The organism is Ferruginibacter sp. SUN106 (assembly GCF_050611765.1).
GTDB lineage: Bacteria > Bacteroidota > Bacteroidia > Chitinophagales > Chitinophagaceae > Ferruginibacter.
In genome coordinates this window covers 280346-297920 of the sequence record NZ_JBODJC010000001.1, presented here as the reverse complement: position 1 = coordinate 297920, position 17575 = coordinate 280346, and the positions used below count along the sequence as shown (strand labels likewise).

Genomic DNA, 17575 nt, shown 5'->3' with positions numbered 1-17575 from the left:
CATTTATTAAGTTATAGGTGAATCTAAATATGCTTTAATCTGAGTGGCAACATGAAATGCCATCATAGGGGGTACGGCATTGCCGATTTGAGAAAAAACACTTGTTTCGTTCCCTTCAAAGGTAAACCAGTCAGGAAAACTTTGTAAACGAGCTGCTTCCCTAACGCTTAACCGCCGCCGCCTACCATTTGGAAGTGAAATCCGCAACATATCTCCTGTAGACCCGGCAAGGTTGCGACATGTTAATGTTCTAGAGGGCTTATGTAAATGTAAGTCTCTAGGTGTAATACATTTTGATGCACGCTCATACCTATCTATGTACATTTCCATATCCGGCGTAATGAATTTGGAATTCTCATCAAAATCAAAAGCCAGATTATCCAATGCTTGACCTGATGTAACATGAAATGACTGTTTAAAATCAATTTCTATTTTTCGATTTTTTGAACCGATAATAAAAACTCTCTCTCTATTTTGAGGAACTAAAAAGTCCTTTGAATTCAAAAGATTAATACTCAATTGGTATCCTAGACTTTGAAAATGTTCCATTAAAAAATCTAAATACCATTTATTTTTCCCTAGTAGGCCTTTCACATTTTCTAAAACAAAAACAGTTGGAGAAATTTGCTCAATAGCTGACAAACAAGTTGGAAAGCCATTACGACTATCACTTACTCCATTTTGATTTCCATTTATGCTAAAAGGCTGGCACGGTGGACCCGCAATCAATATATCTGCTTTAGGGAAAATTGTATCGATGTTCAATTCGGTTTGAAAACAATATCCATTCAAATTGCCATTATATGTTTTACATGCATTAGAATTATGCTCATATCCAATTGTTTCGAAACCGGCTGCCTCAAACCCTAACGATAACCCGCCACTACCTGCATACAGGTCTAGTGCAAGATACTTAGTACACAAGTTTGGCCTTAACAGCAAGTTTAAACACTCAATATAAGTCATTAATTTTATTGTGGATAAAAGATAATAAAAAAATAAAGATAATACAAAAGTTACGACTTTGAATAACTTGTTACCTTGTAAAACTTACTGAACCAATACATTATATCTCAGAAGCCCATTTTAGGCAAGGGGTTCAATATGAAGTTGGGTTTGGAAAATTGACAATAAAATCGAGATTGTTAGCGGGCTGATGTTTTACTTGTAAGTCAATTAAGGGTTAAAACTCTTATTATTTTCAACAAATGCCTTCATCGTATCAATATTATACACATCAATTGATCGATGTATTATCCTATGGCAATTAGAACATACCAATGCCAAATCCTCTAGCGTTGTTCTAGTCGAAGCTTTAAATCCTGCAAGAGGTGTCTTATGGTGACATTCTATAAATCCTCTTCCCGCCTCACCATAAAATTTGTGAAAATCAAAAGCGCATATTTCGCAAGACAAAAAACCGACTAGTGACAGTACATGATTTTTCTTTGATTGTATTATTCTACTGTCCCTTTCTCTCACTTTATGTAATTTGTAAAGCACCTGCCCCTCTATTACAGAATCAGTTAAGGTACTTTCGTCGTCTTCAATTGCAAAAACCTTTTCCCTTAGTTCAATATCTTTAGCAACCTTCTTTATTTCAGTAGCAATCGAGTGGAGTTTCTTCTTATCGTTTGCAAATTCTTTAAAGACTTCTTCGTCTAATTTTGAAAAAGAAGTCATGCCTTTCCCATCAAAATCAGGATCGATAGCCATGAAATTAGATAGCTTCAATGAAACTCCATTTGGGTTACGAAATTTCACTTCGTCAGGTCTCTCCTGAAATATTGGTAATTGATTAATAACCTCACTGAGTTCAATTATTTTAGGATTACGTGAATCCACAGAGCCACGTTCATCTTGAAAGTATAAATCGAGCGCAAGGATTATTTCATCCCTATGCCATTTAGGATTGCGCATGCGCAGGTTGCGTTGATAAGGTTCTCTACAAATATAATTATAAAAAATTCATACTATACCTCTATTTCACATCACAATTTTAACCATCGCAATATCCATCGATAAAAATCTATCCCCAAAACTTGAACGATTGCTTTTAAAATATGTCTCAGTTGCTCCTAAAATAGCTAGGCTAAGACTGATAAAATTAATTCTAAAAATTTCTTACCTTTTACTAAATAATTTATTCCATATGCTATATGCCATTGTTGAAGGAGTCAAAGAAAGTGCTTCCCCAACAAGCAAAGGGCAATGCCCTTTTTGCGAAAGCGAAATGGTTCCCAAATGTGGAGATTTTAAGTCTTGGCATTGGGCACATAAAAGAGTCGTTTCTTGTGATGCTTGGTATAAACCCGAAACCGAATGGCATCGAAGGTGGAAAAATGTATTCGGTATAAAAAATTGTGAAGTTATTTTAATAAGAGCCGGGCAAAAACATATTGCCGATATTCAAACAATTCATGGTCGAATTATTGAATTACAAAATTCTCCAATCAATTTAGAAACAATTGAATCCAGAGAAAAATTTTATGGATCTAATATGATATGGATAATTAATGGCATTCATTTTATTGAAAATTTTATTACTTATCCTACTCAGGGTACCGAATTTGATACTTACACTCCGGAATTTGAAAAATTCGCAAAAATGCATGGATTTACACCAAAGTATAGGATGCTTGGAGAGGAAAACAGAGAACGATTTAAATGGAAAAGGCCAAAACAAGTGTGGGGACATGCAAAAGCGCAAGTTTATATAGATTTTGGAAATGAATTTCTTTTTTTTATAATCCAAGGCTTAGGTACCTCAAATGGTACTGGAGCAAATATTTCTAAAAAGCAATTTATTATCGAACATGGTGGAGACGAATCTTTAGTTTCAACAGTAATTAATATTAAGTAATAATTATTGCCTTTATATCTTCAACAAATGCCGTTCTGATTGTCAATTCCAAACTACTAATTATTTATAGATGACAACCCTAAAAATAAAAAAGCCTCTCATCGAAGCTCTATATTTTATAATATTTACTTTACTTCTTCATCTCCAACATCTTCTCCAACAACGCAATCTTCTCATCCTTCTCTTTCAACAAAGCAATATGAAGGCTTTTAATTTCTTCCAATGCTTCTACAAGTTTATCGTTATGAAAAGTGCATTCGATATTTTGTGTATCAACACCTACACCACCTCTATTATTTGAATTCTCATAATTATTCTGAATATTGTACACCGCTCTCTCCTCATCAAAATTCTTTATCGCCACTGCAGGCACTTTAAATATACCGGCCACCTGCTCCAGCAAGGCATCGTCTATTACTTCTTTACTTTCCAACAGCGATATTTTCTTTTGGTTCCAGTCTTCGCCCATGCTCAGGGCAAGGCTTTCTTGCTTAATGCCCAGCATTTCTCTAAAGCGTTTTACATTGCGGCCGTGGTGTATGGTATTGCTCATATCAGTAGGGGTTATGTGTATTACAAATATAAATAGTTTTAAGTTGCGTAGCAGTATTTGCCTCCCGCTGTTATTAAAATTTCTCCGCTTTCACAGGTAGATAAATTAAAGAAAGCCTTTACCAGGGCTCAACGTAGCCTCAGCAATTCATTCTTATAACAACAATATCCTGCAACCTGCGCCTGCCCCTTACATCAGCCGGGGATCAGCCGTAGATCAGCCGTAGATAGTTCGGCAAATACCCTCCTCTCAAACAAGCCCGGTTGTGCCCGAATGTGCCCGATTAAGCCAACCTGTTCCTTTTACATCCATTTTGCATACAAGTATTCCCGTTAGTGCCCAAAAGGGTAAACGCCTTTTTTCACCTTCCCATCTTTGTGGTACAAAAGTCAAATGGCATCAAAAGCGCTTAATGATCATCACTTGCTGCCATAGACGATTATTATTTTTTAACCGCCTCCAAAAAATAAAAGAGGCACAAAAAACAACAACATGGCAAAACAAAGAAGTATTATTAAACTTGAAGGCACGATGGACGACATCACTTTTATGAAAACAGTAGATGGGTACGTAGCCAGGAAAAACAACAGCGTATCTGGCAATCGCATTAAGTCCGATCCTGCATTTCAACGTACACGGGAAAATAATGCCGAGTTTAAAAAGGCAGCCGCTGCGGCAACAGTATTGCGCAAGGCTTTTCGTAACCAGATGCAGTACGCAAAAGACGGCAGGGTAATAAGCCGCCTGTTAAAGGAAATGATAAAGGTATTGCATGCAGATGCAACCAGTACCCGGGGTATGCGCAATGTAATGGATGGCGAAACAGAGCTGTTACAGGGTTTTCAGTTTAACCTTAATGCAGTATTGGATAGTACATTATTTGCACATTACCAATCCAGTATCGACAGGGCAACAGGAAATACTGTGGTAGACATTCCGGCATTTATTCCTGCCAACGATATTGTGGGTCCCGATGGTATCACTCATTTTAAGCTTATCGCCGCTGCAAGCGAGGTCAATTTCGAAAAAGCGGAATTCACTATCGTGTCGGCTGATTCAGGTATACTGCCATGGAACGCAACGCAGGTAGCCGCAAGCCAGTTGGTAAATGCCTTACCTGCAGGAAGCTCCCATCCTTTGTTCCTGGTTTTTGGTATTCAGTTCTTTCAGGTAGTTAACGGCACAGAATACCCGCTTAAAAACGGGGCATTCAATCCTTTAAGTATTATTAACGTAAACGGTATTTAACAGTACACCACCAAAACCATCCATCATGCAACTCACAATTTCCCGCTCGTACTTTGCCGCCGGCACTAATGGCCTGCTGTATATCAACGGAGCCTTTCAATGCTATACCATTGAACTCCCCTGGCTTAATAATGCCCCTCAGCACTCCTGTGTGCCCGAAGGCAGGTACCTGCTGCTGAAAAGGTGGACGGCAGAAAGAGGGTTTCACCTGTTACTGACAGACGTGCCGGGCAGGGCCCTCATTCTTATGCACCCCGCCAATAATGCAATTAAAGAGTTACGGGGATGTATTGCGCCGGTATCAGCGCTGGTACAGCCCGGTATAGGCATCAAATCAAAACTGGCAGTGGAAGCACTTTTTACAAAAGTCTTTGCCGCCATGCAAACAAAACCCGTTTATTTAACAATTAAAAAAGCATAACATGAATGTAAAACAAAGAATGCAGGCACCTACCCCACCCTTCTTTAAAAAGCTGCGCAAATGGGGGCTTATTGTAGCAGGAATAGGTGGCGCTTTATTAACAGCCCCGGTTAGCTTACCCACCGCCGTTATTACGGTTGCCGGTTATTTAACAGTTGCAGGCGCAGTAGCCTCAACAGTAAGCCAGGCAGCTACAGTTACCGATTCACCCGTAAAACAGGTAGATGAATCTTCAGGATAACGGCAGCACCCCAACAGCAGCAGGTACTATCGGGGGCACATGCATGGTCATCTTTTTACAGATTACCACAGGCGCATTGTTGCAAACAATAGTACTTGCCGCCCTTGGGGCAGTGGTAAGTTTTGGCACCAGCCTTTTATGTAAAAAACTGGTAAATAATATCAGTAAAAAAAATAAAGGCAAAAAAACAACCACCTGACAAAAAACAAAAGAGTAATAAACTTTAAGCATAAACGCAGTTAAAAAAGGGGTACAGGAGTAAGATGAGCGAATGGTATAACAAATGGGTGCAAACACTAATTTTAATTGTATACAGCTTTGGTTTATTACTTTTTTTAACAATAAATGCTTACACGTTTTAACCTAGGTATAAATACTTATAGGTTTAACAATTACTAAGTATAAACATCAAAAAAATAAGCCAAAATCGGCTTACTTTTATTACACCTTATCCACCTTAAATAATATCATAGTACAAACTAACATCCATTAAAGGTATGATAACGCAAAAGGCAAACGCAGTAAAGCCGTATAATACAAAAGAACTGGCAGCAAAGTATGGTGTAACACCTAAAGTATTACGGATGTGGCTGCTGCCACACAACCAGGTTATTGGTGAAAAAACAGGTCGTTATTTCACTATTCTGCAGATAAAGAAGATTTTTGATTTACTCGGCGAGCCAGATTAATACAAACGCTCACCTGAATATTAAAACTTATTTCTTAAGGTCCAATAATTTTTGCAACAATTCATTTTTCTCTTTTTCAACCTGCAGCAATCTTTCAAATATTTTTTCCATTTTATCCAATGCTTCTATCCATCTATCGGTGTAGTTAATTGTACAATCTGTATTATTAGTATTGATATGTGAAGCATTAGTATTCGAGCCCTCATAATTATTCTGAATATTGTACACTGCCCTCTCCTCATCAAAATTCCTTATCGCCACAGCAGGCACTTTAAATATACCAGCTACCTGCTCCAGCAAGGCATCGTCAATTACTTCTTTACTTTCCAATAGCGATATTTTCTTTTGGTTCCAGTCTTCGCCCATGCTATGGGCCAGTGCTTCTTGTTTAATGCCCAGCATTTCTCTAAAGCGTTTTACATTGCGGCCGTGGTGTATGGTATTACTCATATCAGTAGGGGTTATGTGTATTACAAATATAAATAGTTTTAAGTTGCGTAGCAGTATTTACCACCCGCTGTTATTAAAATTTCTCCGGGTACCAACTGGGCTAAAATATCCGCCTCAAAGGATATTTTAGCTGCTACATTTTTTTGCGGCTATGCCTTATAGTAATTACTTTGTACTGCAATTAATCCAGATACAGCCGCACAACCCCTTAGTACAGATACACCGGTTACTTCAATCATTTTTTTTAAAAGCATTTATTTACCAGCAGCGCCTGGCAACAGCACTGTAGCCCGGGCCTGCATAACCCTGTATTTTTATGGATACATCCTGTAATCAAAACAAAGAGCTTACCTACGCCTGCCACTGCATCAGGGATTTTTTTTCCGATATCGATTTGCAGCATGCTATACAAGATGCAACAGCGCTGGTAACAGCAGCAGCCGGCAACAAAAGGTATAAAAATCGCCGTGGCAGCAATCTCTTTTCTTTTACCAACAGTTTGCAGCAGCTTATTACGGCTGCTTTTATCATCCATAATAATTACTACCTGCCGCCGGCAGCAATGGTACCCCCCGATAAGGCAACGGGCCTGCCCGACATCAGTAAACAAAACAACTATGTGCAGCTGCCGGGCTACATTGCGGCATGGGCTGCCTTTCCACGGCACCTTAGCGCCAGGCAATACAGTAACCCCTGCAGGGCCATTAAAAAATTTACAGGCCACTGTACCGAACCTGCATGGCAAAAAATACTGAAAGACTTGTTGGAATATGCATATACCAACTGCACCGCCGGCGAAGAATATGCTGCGGCTGAGTTATTGCTTATACGCCTGCGCCTGTTGCAGCTTATAGAAGCCTGCCACCTGCTGCATGTACGCACACGGCCCCAAACAAAAACTCTAAAAAAAATAGCTTCCGCAAATAAAAAGAAACGATCATGAATGCTCTGCAAACCCCTCCCTGCTCCGCCATAAAAAAAAGATCAGCCAATTGCTCAGCTGATCTTTTTTATCACCCCGGGCTGGTAATGCAAACTGTAGAAAATGATTACCGGGCCCTTTCCAAAACTGCTTATATATGTTGAGTTGTTGTGCGTACCTGTGCTATGCCGATAGGCGCATCATGTGTTCGCCCTGCATGGCTTTATAATCGCTGGCAGTAATGCCGGTTACTTTTTTAAACTGTGCCGACAGGTGGGCCACACTGCTGTAATTCATCTTGCTCGCTATTTCGCTAAGGATATAATTTTCGGCCACCAGCATGGTCTTTACTTTTTCTATCCTTTGTTCAATAATGTAGCGTTCAATGGTCATATGGCACTGCTGCGAAAAAAGATTAGCCAGGTAAGTATAACTGTAATTTAAACGCTGGCTTAAATAACACGAAAATTTTATGGCCGGTGGTTCGGCATCCCAGTACACCGTTTCGTGAATGATGTTTTTTACTTTTTGTATCAGCAGGCTTTTTTTATCAATGATAATTTCAAGCCCGGTTTCTTTTAAGGCATTGTCCAGCAATCGTAATTGGTATTGCAATACCCTTCCTTTAATCATTGCCTGGCCTTTGGTAACCCAGGCAACATCTAATCCTAAATTGGTTAAAATATTATTTACAATTATTTCGCAACGCTGGCAAACCATGTTTTTAATATTGATAAGCATATGTTTGTTCGTTTAGTTAAATAATATTGTTTACCCTTACCAATAAATAATAACCGTGCCAAAAAAAATGGCGGTAAAAAATTCTATTCATTTTTTAATCTGCTATTAATGTTTTTAACAACTGTTAAAAAATCATTTTACATAGCTGTGACATAGAGCGAAAATGTGGTAATTATATAACCAGCAGCTACATTTATGCGCCTGGTATTTTTACTGCAGGGCAGTAAAAGATTTAATGCCATTTTAATGTTGTGTTGTAGTTGTACTATACAATTGCAGGCTATTAAAACACCAGCATTATAGTTTGTAAATTATAAAAAAGATATGTAGTAAAAAGACTGCAGCATCTGTTGAATGATTATTACAAAACAAGGCCGCATTCTTAATCATTAGTGGCCCGCTGTAGTAACTTACTGCAACAACAGGCAGCATAAAACGGCACTACCAAAACACCTGCTTATCCACACGCTACACACATTTGCGCTGCCACACAATTGCATAACATAATCTTTACAATTTCTTTACGTTATAGATAGAAATTTAGTACTTGAAAAAAACTATACATGCAACAAAGTAAAACTATCCTTACGCTTACTATCGACCTGTTGGCCAATGGGGGCTTCAGCCATCTTAAAGATGATGAAATATCTGCCTTGCACCATTTGATAGTGCGCCTGCAGGAACCGCTAACCACCATACAGCAAAACCTGTTGCTCACCTTCTGGAACAATGCAGATGCAGCTAATTTGCCCGCAGCTTTATTGTACCGCTGTAATGCCGTGCTGCAGCAAAGGGGCCGCAACCCCATTGAGGAATTGAATGTGGGTATAGAAATGTATTGAGAAAAAAATGCCCCGCTTTTTTGCTGTAGTAATATCCCTATACACAAAGTGATCATTATTCTATTGCAGCAATGCATCACATTTAAGATATTACATACGCAATAGAAAACCTGTTGCATCGTTTTCACCCCTATAAAATCATCCTATGAATAAGTCTGTAATTAAAAACCACAACACCAAAACCACCCCAACCGGCAAAAGAAAGACTGCCGGCAAACTTCGTGTATCCTTTAAAGCCATTACCGGTAAAAAAGACACCCCAGGTATTGTAAGGGTATTGCATTACCAGTACCAGGAGAGCGACCTGCAGCAATTTGTTTTTTGATCGCCCCAGGGTGGGTCACCCCGGTAAGGGTGGCTCACCCGGTAAAATCTGCACAAGGGTGCCATTAAGAAAATAATCCCAAACTTTAAAAACAATACAGGGTGAGCCTCCTTTGAAGAGGTGACTCACCCAATAAAAAAAGATTGGCTGATCACGCAGCCAATCTTTTTTCTTCATGCCTGTTACCAACCTGTGGTATGCTAACCGGCACCGTACTTCACCATATATAATAGAGGGAATGTGAGTTTACTTGCGCCACAATGGTTTTTTACCCGATGGCTTTACACTGCCCTTAGCTACATTAGACAATTGCAGTTTACCCTGCGGATCTCCCTTTGAAGTGGCTTTTTCAAATTCATGCTTATCAAATAAGGTCAGCGGATCTTCAGTTGGTGCTGCAGGTGTTGCAGTTTCAGATTCAGTTTCTGCTGCTGCCACAGGTAAAGTGGTTTTAATATTAGCAGCCTTGGCTACCAGGTCGTCTGCCGATTCTGTAATAGAAGGCAATGGAATGGTTGACTGCACTACTTCGGGTGCTGTTATTGCCGGTGCTGTGGTTACCGGCGCTGTTTCAATTACAGGCTTAGGGGCTGCCACAACTGTACTGATACTTTTTACAATGGCTTTTTTAGCTGGCTTCTTTGCAGTGGCCGGCCTGGCAGCTACTTTTTTAGGAACGATCTTTTTTACAATAGCTTTTTTAACCACCGCCTTTTTAGCAACCGCTTTTTTTGCAATAGCTTTTTTTACAGCCGCTTTTTTAGGAGCCACTTTTTTAGCAACTGCTTTTTTGGCTACCGCTTTTTTTGCAGGCGCTTTTTTAGCGATGGGTTTTTTAGCGGCTGCTTTTTTTACTACTGCTTTTTTAGGCGCTGTTTTTTTCTTTGCCACTACTTTTTTTGCAGGTGCTTTTTTGGCAACTGGTTTTTTAGCTGCAGGTTTTTTCTTTGCTACTGCTTTTTTTGCAGGTGCTTTTTTAGCAACTGCTTTTTTAGCCTTGCCTTTTTTTGCCACTACCTTTTTGGCTGCAGCTTTTTTTACCGTTTTGGATTTTTTTGCCATAATTGCGTTTTTAAAAACTAATGTAACAATTTTCAGTGTATTATCCTAGCCGCTAAAATTGTACCAGTAATGTTATTGGCAGTAAAAAAATCTTCAGAATGCGATTAAAAATTCCCGACCTTTCGGTCATGAAAAAAATATTTTTGCTTGCCTGTTGCTTTTTACTGGTCGTATGCGTCTCGGCGCAAAATAAACCGGCTTATGTTTTATACAATACCAAAGGTAAAAAAGTTAGTTATAAAAAAATGATGCGCCTGCTTACACAGCAGGATATAGTGCTCATTGGCGAGTTTCACAACAATGCTATCAGCCACTGGATGGAACTGGAAATTACCAAAGATGCAAAAACACAACGTGACCTGGTATTGGGTGCCGAAATGTTTGAACAGGATAACCAGCCTGCACTCGATCTTTACCTGCAGGGAAAATTATCTGCCAAAGGCTTAGACAGTATGGCACGCCTCTGGAAAAATTATCCTACCGATTATGCGCCGTTAGTTGATTTTGCTAAAGACAATCACATTGCTTTTGCTGCCACCAATATACCCCGTAAATATGCAGCCGCCGTTAGCAAAGGTGGTTTTGAAGCATTGGATACAGTGCCTCCTTTTGCAAAAAACTGGATAGCTCCATTGCCCATTGCCTATGATGCCGAATTGCCCGGTTATAAAAATATGCTTACCATGATGGCGGGCCACGGCACGGCTAACATGATAAAGGCACAGGCTATTAAGGATGCTACCATGGCCCATTTTATTCTGCAGCATTTTGTACCCGGCAGTTTATTCATTCATTACAATGGCAGTTATCATTCCGATAATCATGATGGTATTGTGTGGCATTTAAAGCACAGTAAACCCGATCTTAAAATAGCTACCGTTACCACAGTAAGCCAGAAAGATATTTTGCATTTGCTTGCAGAAAATAAGGGTAAGGCTGATTTTATTATTTGTGTGGATGAGGATATGACGAATACGTATTGATCTTTTTTCTCCTTCTTTTTCCTGAACGTTAGTGTAGCAGCATTTGCTGTTTTGCTTTTTTTGGTATAGGCTATACCCTATTTACTTTTTTGTCTTGATACAAAAAAAATCAAGGCAGGAAAGATTACATCCCTTTCATGCCAGGTAGCTATGTTGAACTTTTGTACTACTGTAGCTTCAGCATTGGTAATGCTACTCTTTAATTTATACAGTTTCCTTTTTTCACAGGCAGACTGTAAACAAAAAGAGCCCACCCTCCCCTACTCAGCACAGGGGTTTGAAGTACGGGCCTCGGAAAAAATTGCGTTAAGAAAATTTATTGGCAAGTGGTAAAAATGAAATTGATGTTACCGATGCCTGGTTTTATTTGTAGCTGGTAAGTCGCACATAGCTGGGTATTGCATAAATGTTCGAGCTAATTTCATTTTACCCTTGACGATAAATTTTTACCTGTCCCGAAGAGCGAAGCGGAACTCGGGAGCTTTTTTTTCCGCAGCCCTTGATTTTTGCTTCTTTTTATCAAGAAAAAGAAGAAGAGTTTTTATTTAAAAGCTGCTTCCCAAATAGCTTATTATTAAAAAAGAATTTCTACTTCACCGAAACCATATTACTCCCCGAAGGCAGATACCCGATAATCATATTCTTATACACCGTACTCAGTTTATCATACAATACCGGTAACACAATCTTACCCGCTTTATTGATGAGGCCAAGTTTTTTTCCCTGCTGCACTTTAGCATAACCGTTATTAAAATTTTCCACATTATCGTACTCAAATGCAGTGATGGCTTTACCCGTGGCATTCAGCACACCCCATTTGCCATTCAGTCGGGCCCATATCATATCATCGTATTCAGGCAAAATGCTCTCGTATTTAAATTCAATGATGGGTTTGCCCAGGGTATTCAGCAATCCATAGCCGCTTGCTTTTTTAGCAGGAAAAGTACCATTGGCGCAATCCGTAGCTTCAATATATTTATCTGTGGTAACCGGTTGCCCTTTCTTATTAATGAGGAAGAAATCAGTGCCTTTTTTAACCATGGTTACACCGCTGGTAAAACTGGTGGCTGCATCATAGTCGGCATTAATTGCCACGTTACCGGCGGTATCAATAAAGCCAAACTTATTATTGTTCTTAAATCCCGCCAGCCCTTCGGTGTACAGGCCCAGCAGGTCGTAAGTAGCATTGTTAAGTGGTTTGCCTTCTTTAGTAATATAAAGGTATTTACCGTAATCATTCATTACTACTATCCGGCGGTTTTTGCAGGCATACCCTTCTTTGGCTTTTATGCTAAAAACTGTTTTACCTGTTTTATCAATGTAATACAAAGTACCGTCGTATTGTCCTTTGGTGGCTGCAATACCTTCAGAAAATGGCCCGGTGTAATACGCAGTAAGGTCCATGATCTTATTAAAATTTTTATCCGCCAGGTAAGGCGTGCTGGTAGACGTTTCTTTTAAGCCTGCAATACCTTCGCTGAAATTAACCACCTGGTTGTATTTTTTGGTGGAGAGTTTTTTAGCGGTATAATCATAAAAAGAATAGTCGTTATCATTGACTACAAAAATCCCTTCTTCATTAAAATCGCTGATATCGTAGCCCGGTATTTTGGTTTGTGTATTGCCCTGTAAGTTTATCAATACCATCTTTGAAAAATACGGCACCCTTATCGAATCTTTTATCTTATCGCCCATAAATCTTACCCCATACATATCCAATCCTTCCTGCTGAATAGTTTTCACAGGCTTTCCACCGGCATCAAATATTTTTACCATGTTGGTATAGATCAATGCAAAATTATTTTTTTCGCTCAGCACTCTTTTAGCAGTGTCGGGTGTTACCAGCACTTTTAGTTTACTATCCATTACGGTGTACTTACCATCTTTTTTGGCAATAAAATAATCCGACGTATAACTGCCGTAGAGTTCTGTATATTCAGCCGGCAATACAAAATTCCCTTTGCTGTCAATCATGCCCGAAGTACCGCCGGTTTCTTCCACAATGGCATAGCCGTTGTTGTTAAACTCTCCCACTTTTTTATAATTTACGGGCAGTATAGTTTTCCCGGTGCTGTCCACCATTCCGTATTTATCTTTTTGCCGCACTACAAATACACCGCCTTTTCTTTTAATGGATACATTTTCATACAAGGGTTCTACAATCGTTTTTCCGGTGGTATTGATAATGCCCATTTCATCGCCGCCCTGTGCCCTGCTCCTGCTGCCTTTGGATTTATATACACCGGCATAACCGGCATAAAAATTTTCGGCATAAGCGTACTGCGGTGCAATTACAAAAACATTTTTAGCATTGATGTAACCATATTGCGCCGCATCTTTTAAACAGGCCGGTGCAAGGCCATCCCCAAAATCGGAGGCATTTTTATACAGGTTAGGAATCACCACTTTATTTTGCTTATTAATAAAACCATAGGCATCGTCTTTTCTAAAGTTGAGTAAGCCTTCGGCTGATCTGCCCAGGTAATCATATTCTACCGGGATAATTACTTTACCTGTTTTATCTATAGCACCACACACATTGCTATAACTGTTGGGTATGGGTTTACGTACCACCACCAGGTCTTCTGAAAAATAATCGATAGCAGCATATTCCGGTGCAGTAATAAAGGTTTTGGTTTGTGCATTAAACAGGCTGAACATATCCAGCGTGTCTTTTACCACGTAAATATTATCTTCCATCGAAGTGTATACCATCCTGTACAAAACGGGCAATACTGTTTTTTGTGTTTTTATTTCCATCAGCCCGTAACGGGTTTCGGTTTTGTTATTATAATTATAAGGGTCTTTGTAAGTGGTAACGGTTTTATAAATATTGGCAAAGCCATCTTTATTGCTCAGCCCAACGGTATAATCCTGTTGTGCCAATAAATGATTTGTTGCCAGCAGCAACAGCAGTAGTATTGTATTTTTCATCAGAACATATTTTTGGTACTAAAATAAGCAGGGTATAAAAAAAATAAATGAGTGATAGTGGGTATTTTCAAAGTGATTACAGCAGAAAAGTGGGTGGTCAGGTTAAAAAAAATTGCCAGCTTTTTATGGCTGGCAACTAAATTAAAAATTAATTGATGAAAAATACCGGCAGCCCCTGCAAACCGGCATAAAGAATTGTTATTTTCTTTCAAACAGGTTATCAATGATCTGCTGGTTAAAATGTTCCTGCACATTACCATTGATGTTCTGGTATACCAGGCTTACAAAAATAGTTTGTGCAGCGCTGATGATGGTCATTACAATAAAGCCCAGTAATAAACCCAATGCAATACCTGCAACAGGATTTACATATACGGCAATCAATCCGCAGGGAATCAATATGAGTATAAAAGCAATGAATTGTATCAGCCCAAGGCTAAAAGTAGAAGAAAGGCTTTCGCCCCATTTTTCTTTCATCATCTGGCCCGAACGTTTAAAAGCATCAATTGGCCCCAGTTGTTCGTATGCAATTACAGGCACCACAAAAAATGTGGTAACACCCCATACAAAACCCAGTATACCGCCAACAATTTTACCCAGCCAGCCAGAATTTTCCTGTATGGCCTTTAATATAGTACCCACTGTGGCTGCAAATAGTGCCCACGAAAAAATAACGCCAATGCGGCTCATACTAAACTTTATACCGATCATTACACTTACTTCTTCGCCTTGCAAATACAATTTGGTGCAATGGATCAATGCCATATTAAAAAATACCACCACAAAATAATTGACCAGGTAAAACAGAAAGGTAAAAAGATAGGGTACCACCTGGTTATCCGAACCAATATTCAGATTGTCAACATCCCAACCGGCAGCTGCCAGTACAGGTACAATAATTGCCGCCATTATCAGCACCATCGATATGCCTGATAAAACAGGAAAGATCAGCAGCTGTTTATTTTTCTTTAAAACATCAAAGCTGCTCATGGTAATTTTCCATCCATTAGAAAGCCGGGTAAAGAAGTCCATAAAAAATAGATTTAGTTATATGATAAATGTACTTCTTTTTTCTGTGAGAAATAAGCTTTCACTGCTTTTGTACAGCCCTGGCATACCTTAAAAAGAAAAACCCCTTACGGGGCTTTCTAAAAAAGGACTTTCAATGGTTTTCCTGTTGTAATAAAATTATTTGCCGGTTTTATAAAGATAATTGGATATTGAAAAAATTCTCATGCCTGAATACAACACAAATGTATACCAGCAGGTAAACTGGTTTAGTCAACCTATATATAAATAGCGTGTAGTAATATAACTACATTCAGGTATGTTGGGATTAAACTGGTGCAACAGAAATAAAAAAACCCATTGCTGGGTTTTCAGAGGAACTGATTAATGTTTTCCGGGGTTTGAATCAATTCCGAAGTCTTTCAAGGGATGGATTGGATAAGGAAATATTCTTTTAGAACACGATGTAAATGTACTTTGTACTGGCAGGCATTTGTATAGAATTTAGTGCCAATACCTGTAGTATTTGCCCTACTAAAAAGCCTGCCGCCTGCCTTTAAAAAAATAAAAGAAAACCCCCTTAACCGGGGGTTTTCAATAATGCTGATCAGTGTTTACTGTGGCTCAATGGTGGTTGGTTTCAGAGGTAAATCTGGATATTGGATATTTAATAACTAAAACATGGTGTAAAATTAACACGTTAACTAATTCTGGCATATAGACAAGCTGCGGAAAAACTTGTAGTAGTTATACTATCGATTTGTTTAATTTGTTTTTTAGTAAAAAGGAGAATTCTTATTGATAAAAGAAAAAACCCCTGGGTCAGGGGGTTTTCAAAAATACTGGCAGTCTTTTCAATGGGTAAAGTGGATTGGTTAGTTTTCAGGGATAATGGGATTATTAACGGACGCTTTACTAAAACATTACTCAAATGTACTTCTGCATGATATCATATTTTATAGCAGTGGATTGAAAAACCTGTAGTAGTAGCACTACTTGTTTTATAACTGTACTACAGGCTTATCTAAGCAGCACATAACCAGTAAAATACAGCTGCCCGTAAAAAAAATGGTACCTTAAAAAATATTTTCGTTTTTATAAAACATTCTTTAAGGTGATTCGTCTTCATACATATACATGGAAGATGCAATGACCATAGCAATACCAATGGCTGCTGAACGTAACAGAAATATTACCAATACCATCAGGTTGATGAGTAAAAAGCTTTTTGGTTTTATTAAACAGCGGGTGGCCAGTAATGAAGATGCGGAAGACATTCTGCAGGATGTTTTTTTCCAGTTTGCAGGTAACCCCGAGCCGATAGAACAAACCACTGCCTGGCTGTATAAAGTAGCCCGCAATAAGATCACCGATAGCTATCGTAAACAAAAACTGCCGCTGGCAGATGATGTGCTGCAAACCAGCGAAAGTGAAGCCGATAGTTTTGACTGGAAGGAAGTAATGTTTACCAACGACAGTACGCCTGAAACAGAATACCTGCGTAATCTTTTTTGGGAAGAGCTGAAAGCAGCATTAGATGAATTGCCTGCAGAACAAAGGGACGTATTTATTCAAAACGAAATTGATGGTATTGCTTTTAAAGATATGGCGGCAGTAAGCGGAGAAAGTGTGGCCACACTCATCAGCCGCAAAAGGTATGCAGTATTACATTTAAGAAGCAGGCTGAGTGTATTAAAAGATGAATTATTAAATTATTAAACAAATGGCACAGAGATACACAAAGTTTTCACAAAGCTACACAGAGTAATATCTCTTTGTGTTGCTCAGTGTATCCTCCGGGAATCTCTGTGGAATAAAAAAAATAACATGAAAAAATTCTGGATTAAAAAAGGAATAATGATACTGATTTTCGGCACAATTGCTGTTACAGTATTTGGCTTTATAGTAATGGGTTTATGGAATAACATCCTGGTACAGGTGTTAAGTGTAAAAGTGATTTCATTCTGGCAGGCCCTGGGTATTTTATTGCTGAGCAAAATATTATTTGGGGGCTTTCATGGCAGGGGCAGCTGGAGAGGCAGCCCGGCCTGGAAAGAAAAAATGAAACAACGCTGGGATAAAATGACACCCGACGAAAGAGAAAAATTTAAAGCTGAATGGAAGAACCGCTGTGGCGGCAGATGGGGAAGATTTGACAAAAAAGATGAAGAGACCATGATGGCAGATTAAAACTGCCCCGGCTGCACACTGCAATTCATTCCTTAAAATCTGCAGCTCACTCAATAAAATAACAAATTAAGTGCCTGCAGTAATATCTTACACAACGCCTGCA

General features: G+C 39.0%; 20 protein-coding genes. 12 read left to right on the top strand and 8 right to left on the bottom strand.

What is annotated here, in order from left to right; all coding sequences use genetic code 11:
* Nucleotides 1-6: 6 nt before the first annotated feature.
* A complete protein-coding gene (locus ACQ334_RS01125; RefSeq protein WP_430986312.1) occupies nt 7-966 on the bottom strand; it encodes a DNA cytosine methyltransferase in 960 nt (319 codons plus the stop codon).
* Nucleotides 967-1176: 210 nt separating this feature from the next.
* Nucleotides 1177-1920 (bottom strand): HNH endonuclease, encoded by a 744-nt coding sequence (locus tag ACQ334_RS01120; protein WP_430986311.1) that lies wholly within the window; start codon nt 1918-1920, stop codon nt 1177-1179.
* Between the two features lie 232 nt (nt 1921-2152).
* On the opposite strand from ACQ334_RS01120, the gene ACQ334_RS01115 reads away from it, so the two are divergent.
* A complete protein-coding gene (locus tag ACQ334_RS01115; protein ID WP_430986310.1) occupies nt 2153-2863 on the top strand; it encodes a competence protein CoiA in 711 nt (236 codons plus the stop codon).
* A 130-nt stretch (nt 2864-2993) separates the two neighbouring features.
* Here the strand turns inward: ACQ334_RS01115 and ACQ334_RS01110 are convergent, their stop codons facing one another.
* On the bottom strand, nt 2994-3416 hold the full coding sequence (locus tag ACQ334_RS01110; RefSeq protein ID WP_430986309.1) for an XRE family transcriptional regulator: 423 nt from the start codon (nt 3414-3416) through the stop codon (nt 2994-2996).
* Nucleotides 3417-3908: 492 nt separating this feature from the next.
* On the opposite strand from ACQ334_RS01110, the gene ACQ334_RS01105 reads away from it, so the two are divergent.
* From ACQ334_RS01105 to ACQ334_RS01085, 5 genes are all read left to right on the top strand, one after another.
* A complete protein-coding gene (locus ACQ334_RS01105) occupies nt 3909-4664 on the top strand; it encodes a hypothetical protein (protein ID WP_430986308.1) in 756 nt (251 codons plus the stop codon).
* Between the two features lie 25 nt (nt 4665-4689).
* On the top strand, nt 4690-5085 hold the full coding sequence (locus ACQ334_RS01100) for a DUF5675 family protein (RefSeq protein ID WP_430986307.1): 396 nt from the start codon (nt 4690-4692) through the stop codon (nt 5083-5085).
* Between the two features lies 1 nt (nt 5086).
* A complete protein-coding gene (locus ACQ334_RS01095) occupies nt 5087-5326 on the top strand; it encodes a hypothetical protein (protein ID WP_430986306.1) in 240 nt (79 codons plus the stop codon).
* Entirely contained in the window at nt 5310-5525 is a 216-nt protein-coding gene (locus ACQ334_RS01090; RefSeq protein ID WP_430986305.1) for a hypothetical protein, read from the top strand. Before ACQ334_RS01095 ends, ACQ334_RS01090 begins: the two co-directional genes overlap by 17 nt.
* Before the next feature lie 298 nt (nt 5526-5823).
* Nucleotides 5824-6015 carry a hypothetical protein gene (locus ACQ334_RS01085; protein WP_430986304.1) on the top strand — a complete coding sequence of 64 codons (192 nt, stop codon included), beginning with the start codon at nt 5824-5826 and terminating at the stop codon, nt 6013-6015.
* Nucleotides 6016-6042: 27 nt separating this feature from the next.
* Here the strand turns inward: ACQ334_RS01085 and ACQ334_RS01080 are convergent, their stop codons facing one another.
* Nucleotides 6043-6465 carry an XRE family transcriptional regulator gene (locus ACQ334_RS01080; RefSeq protein ID WP_430986303.1) on the bottom strand — a complete coding sequence of 141 codons (423 nt, stop codon included), beginning with the start codon at nt 6463-6465 and terminating at the stop codon, nt 6043-6045.
* Between the two features lie 316 nt (nt 6466-6781).
* Between ACQ334_RS01080 and ACQ334_RS01075 the strand changes: the two genes are divergently transcribed.
* Entirely contained in the window at nt 6782-7408 is a 627-nt protein-coding gene (locus tag ACQ334_RS01075) for a hypothetical protein (protein WP_430986302.1), read from the top strand.
* A gap of 162 nt (nt 7409-7570) precedes the next feature.
* Here the strand turns inward: ACQ334_RS01075 and ACQ334_RS01070 are convergent, their stop codons facing one another.
* The gene (locus ACQ334_RS01070; protein ID WP_430986301.1) at nt 7571-8128 is read right to left on the bottom strand and encodes a helix-turn-helix domain-containing protein; all 558 of its coding nucleotides are present in this window, start codon (nt 8126-8128) and stop codon (nt 7571-7573) included.
* A 563-nt stretch (nt 8129-8691) separates the two neighbouring features.
* Here ACQ334_RS01070 and ACQ334_RS01065 point away from each other — a divergent pair.
* Nucleotides 8692-8970, top strand: a complete 279-nt coding sequence (locus ACQ334_RS01065; protein WP_430986300.1) for a hypothetical protein — start codon at nt 8692-8694, stop codon at nt 8968-8970.
* A 145-nt stretch (nt 8971-9115) separates the two neighbouring features.
* Nucleotides 9116-9295: a hypothetical protein gene (locus ACQ334_RS01060; RefSeq protein WP_430986299.1), complete on the top strand. Its 180-nt coding sequence runs from the start codon at nt 9116-9118 to the stop codon at nt 9293-9295.
* A gap of 246 nt (nt 9296-9541) precedes the next feature.
* On the opposite strand, the gene ACQ334_RS01055 is transcribed toward ACQ334_RS01060, so the two are convergent.
* Nucleotides 9542-10357 (bottom strand): histone H1-like repetitive region-containing protein, encoded by an 816-nt coding sequence (locus tag ACQ334_RS01055; protein WP_430986298.1) that lies wholly within the window; start codon nt 10355-10357, stop codon nt 9542-9544.
* 128 nt (nt 10358-10485) lie between these two features.
* Between ACQ334_RS01055 and ACQ334_RS01050 the strand changes: the two genes are divergently transcribed.
* Entirely contained in the window at nt 10486-11340 is an 855-nt protein-coding gene (locus ACQ334_RS01050) for a ChaN family lipoprotein (protein WP_430986297.1), read from the top strand.
* Nucleotides 11341-11928: 588 nt separating this feature from the next.
* On the opposite strand, the gene ACQ334_RS01045 is transcribed toward ACQ334_RS01050, so the two are convergent.
* Both ACQ334_RS01045 and ACQ334_RS01040 read right to left on the bottom strand, forming a co-directional pair.
* Nucleotides 11929-14274: a WG repeat-containing protein gene (locus ACQ334_RS01045; RefSeq protein WP_430986296.1), complete on the bottom strand. Its 2346-nt coding sequence runs from the start codon at nt 14272-14274 to the stop codon at nt 11929-11931.
* Nucleotides 14275-14472: 198 nt separating this feature from the next.
* Nucleotides 14473-15306 carry a DUF6159 family protein gene (locus ACQ334_RS01040; protein ID WP_430986295.1) on the bottom strand — a complete coding sequence of 278 codons (834 nt, stop codon included), beginning with the start codon at nt 15304-15306 and terminating at the stop codon, nt 14473-14475.
* A gap of 1113 nt (nt 15307-16419) precedes the next feature.
* Here ACQ334_RS01040 and ACQ334_RS01035 point away from each other — a divergent pair.
* Entirely contained in the window at nt 16420-17001 is a 582-nt protein-coding gene (locus tag ACQ334_RS01035; RefSeq protein ID WP_430986294.1) for an RNA polymerase sigma factor, read from the top strand.
* A gap of 108 nt (nt 17002-17109) precedes the next feature.
* Nucleotides 17110-17472, top strand: a complete 363-nt coding sequence (locus ACQ334_RS01030) for a hypothetical protein (protein ID WP_430986293.1) — start codon at nt 17110-17112, stop codon at nt 17470-17472.
* The last annotated feature ends 103 nt before the right edge of the window (nt 17473-17575 follow it).